Origin of the sequence: Mycobacterium sp. (assembly GCF_035314665.1) — a bacterium.
GTDB lineage: Bacteria > Actinomycetota > Actinomycetes > Mycobacteriales > Mycobacteriaceae > Mycobacterium.
On sequence record NZ_DATFZD010000148.1, the window covers coordinates 1 to 2710 of the forward strand.

Here is a 2710-nt window from a genome sequence, read left to right on the forward strand (position 1 = left end):
GCCGCGACTGCCCGCCCACCGGGCGACTCCTTCAAAGACGGCAGCTACGACCCGTCACGCATCGACGCCTTGCTCAAAGGCCGTCGGCTGACCAAGCCGCTGATCGCCGCGGTTGAGGGCCCGGCCATCGCCGGCGGCACCGAGATTCTGCAGGGCACCGACATCCGCATCGCCGGCGAAAGCGCCAAGTTCGGCATCTCGGAGGCCAAATGGAGCCTGTATCCGATGGGCGGCTCGGCGGTGCGGCTGGTGCGGCAGATCCCCTATACGGTCGCCTGCGACCTGCTGCTGACCGGCCGGCACATCACCGCCGCGGAAGCCAAGGAGATCGGCCTGATCGGCTATCTCGTACCCGACGGCGAGGCGCTTACCAAGGCGCTCGAGATCGCCGAGGTGATCAACAGCAACGGGCCGCTGGCGGTCCAGGCGATCCTGCGCGCGATCCGGGAAACCGAGGGCATGCACGAGAACGAGGCGTTCAAGATCGACACAAAGCTCGGCATCGCGGTGTTCCTGTCCGACGACGCGAAGGAAGGCCCGCTGGCCTTCAAGGAGAAGCGCACTCCGCAGTTCAAGGGGAGCTAACGCTGCTGCGCCGGGCTATCCGAGCGGCGCGCTCGGGGTGAAGACCACCGGCATCTTCTCCAGACCGGATACGAAGTTCGCCGCCCGCAGCGGCAGCGCTGCATCCGACGCAAGCCACATATCCGGAATCCGCTGCAGCAGACGGGTCTGCATGATCGACAGCTCTAGCCGGGCGAGCTGATTGCCCAGACAGAAGTGCGTTCCGAACCCGAACGCGAGGTGGTTGTTCGGGTAGCGCTCGATGTTGAAGGTCTCCGGATCGTCGAAGACGTTCCCGTCGAAGTTCGCCGACTCGAACAGCAGGATCATCTTTTCGCCCTGGTGCAGCTGGGTGCCGTGGAACTTGATGTCCGCGGTGATCGTGCGGGCCATGTTCTTCACCGGCGCCGTCCAGCGCAGCATTTCTTCGATCGCGTTCGGCAGCATTCCCAAGTCGTTGGTCAAGCGCTTGTGCTGATCCGGGTGCAGCAGCAGCTGCCTCGTCCCGCCGGACAGCGTGTGACGGGTGGTCTCGTCGCCGCCGATCAACAGCAGCAGAACCTCGGTGACGATCTGGTGGTCCTCCAGCCGCGATCCTTCGACCTCCGCATGCACTAGGACGCTGACCAGATCGTCGGTCGGTTGCTCCTTGCGCGCCGCGATCATCCCGTTCATATATTCGGTGTAGGCGGCGAAGGCATTCATCGTGACCTGCATGTCTTCTTCGGCCGCGGTGCTGCTCAACGCGCCGACCAGGTCGTCGGACCACTTGAGAAACATCTCGCGGTCCTCCGGACGCACACCGAGCATGTCCCCGATAACCGCCATGGGCAGGGGCGCGGCGAGGTCCCAGACGAAGTCGCACTCGCCGCGCTGACACACAGCGTCGATCAACGTGTCGCACAGCGAGGTGATCTTGGACTCCAGGTCTTTGACCCGCTTGCGGGTGAACCCATAGTTGACGAGCTTGCGGCGCAACAGATGTTGCGGGTCGTCCATCTCGATCATCATCTCGACGCCGGGTTGGTCGGGCCGGATGCCGCCGGCATTCGAGAACAGCTCGGGGTTGCGCTCGGCCTCGATCACGGCCTGATACGTCGATGCGGCGGCCAGCCCGTTGCGGTCCCGGAACACCGGCTCGTTCTCCCGCATCCAGCGGTAGACGGCGTGGGAGTCACCCGCGTAGAAAGTGCCGTCGGTCAGATCGACATCTGGTTTGGTCGTTGAAGTCACTGTCATGAGATCTCCTGAGCGTCGCCGAATGTCATTTGTACTTGGTCAGCGGAGCTGGACAGCATCGCGCGCTTCGGAAGGCCCAGCGACGCCAGCTCTTTCGCATAAGGATGATCGCCCAGCTTGACACGGACGCCGCCGAATCGTGTGCGCACACCGTCCAGCGTGTGCTCGAAGGCGGTCTCGCGGGTGACCCCGTCGCGGTGCGAGTAGCTGCGCTGCGCCTGGTGGCGCGGGGTCAGCCGAATCGGTAGGCCGGGACGGAAGTCCATGCCGATAACCAGTTGCCCGTCGACAGTGCAGTCGAACCCGAACTGACGGCCCTCGCGAATGATGAAGTCCGCCATGACTTTCGGGTAGCCCCAGATCTTGGTTCCCGCCTCAAGGGTGAACGCCTGGTCTACGGGCAGATGATGGATGAAGGCGCCGGCCGACTGCAAGGCGCGCGGCCCGTTCGCGTTCGAGCCGGGAGGGTTGACCATCACGCTGGTGCCGAACTCGTAGTACTGGCCCAGGTCGCCGTCGATGTAGTGCATCAACATCAACACCACGACCGCGCGCCCGGGCAGGTAACGGCAGACCCGCAAGCCGCTGTACTCGATCAGGTGCTGGGCGGCGTCGGCGTCCACCGAGAACATCGCCATGTGCTGGGTTGCCTTGCGGATCTGCACCGGCATGGTGATCACCGTGCCGGCGATGGTGTGCTGCGAGGCTGTCATCGGGTCAATCTAGAACGTGTTCTATTCGTCCGGCAATACCTGACTAGTGTCCTGAGTCATTAATTCTGTTGCAGTAGTTCGCGATGCTGGACAGGATTTGGTCGGCGGTCTTGGTCCAGACGTAGGGACGCGGGTTGTCGTTCCAGGTCTCGATCCAGGCGCGGATGTCGGTGTTGAGTTGGCGTACTGAGGTG

3 protein-coding genes and 1 pseudogene are annotated in these 2710 nt (G+C 63.7%); 1 reads left to right on the plus strand and 3 read right to left on the minus strand.

Annotated features, from left to right (window positions below):
• Positions 1-585: crotonase/enoyl-CoA hydratase family protein (locus VKI00_RS11835; RefSeq protein ID WP_324437650.1), on the plus strand; the 585-nt coding region annotated here is incomplete at its 5' end.
• A 15-nt stretch (positions 586-600) separates the two neighbouring features.
• On the opposite strand, the gene VKI00_RS11840 is transcribed toward VKI00_RS11835, so the two are convergent.
• From VKI00_RS11840 to VKI00_RS11850, 3 genes and pseudogenes are all read right to left on the minus strand, one after another.
• Positions 601-1803, minus strand: a complete 1203-nt coding sequence (locus VKI00_RS11840; RefSeq protein WP_324437651.1) for a cytochrome P450 — start codon at positions 1801-1803, stop codon at positions 601-603.
• Positions 1800-2516, minus strand: a complete 717-nt coding sequence (locus VKI00_RS11845; protein WP_324437652.1) for an acetoacetate decarboxylase family protein — start codon at positions 2514-2516, stop codon at positions 1800-1802. The genes VKI00_RS11840 and VKI00_RS11845 overlap by 4 nt, the downstream gene beginning before the upstream one ends.
• A 43-nt stretch (positions 2517-2559) precedes the next feature.
• Positions 2560-2710 (minus strand): annotated as a pseudogene (locus tag VKI00_RS11850) (IS630 family transposase); the annotation flags it as partial.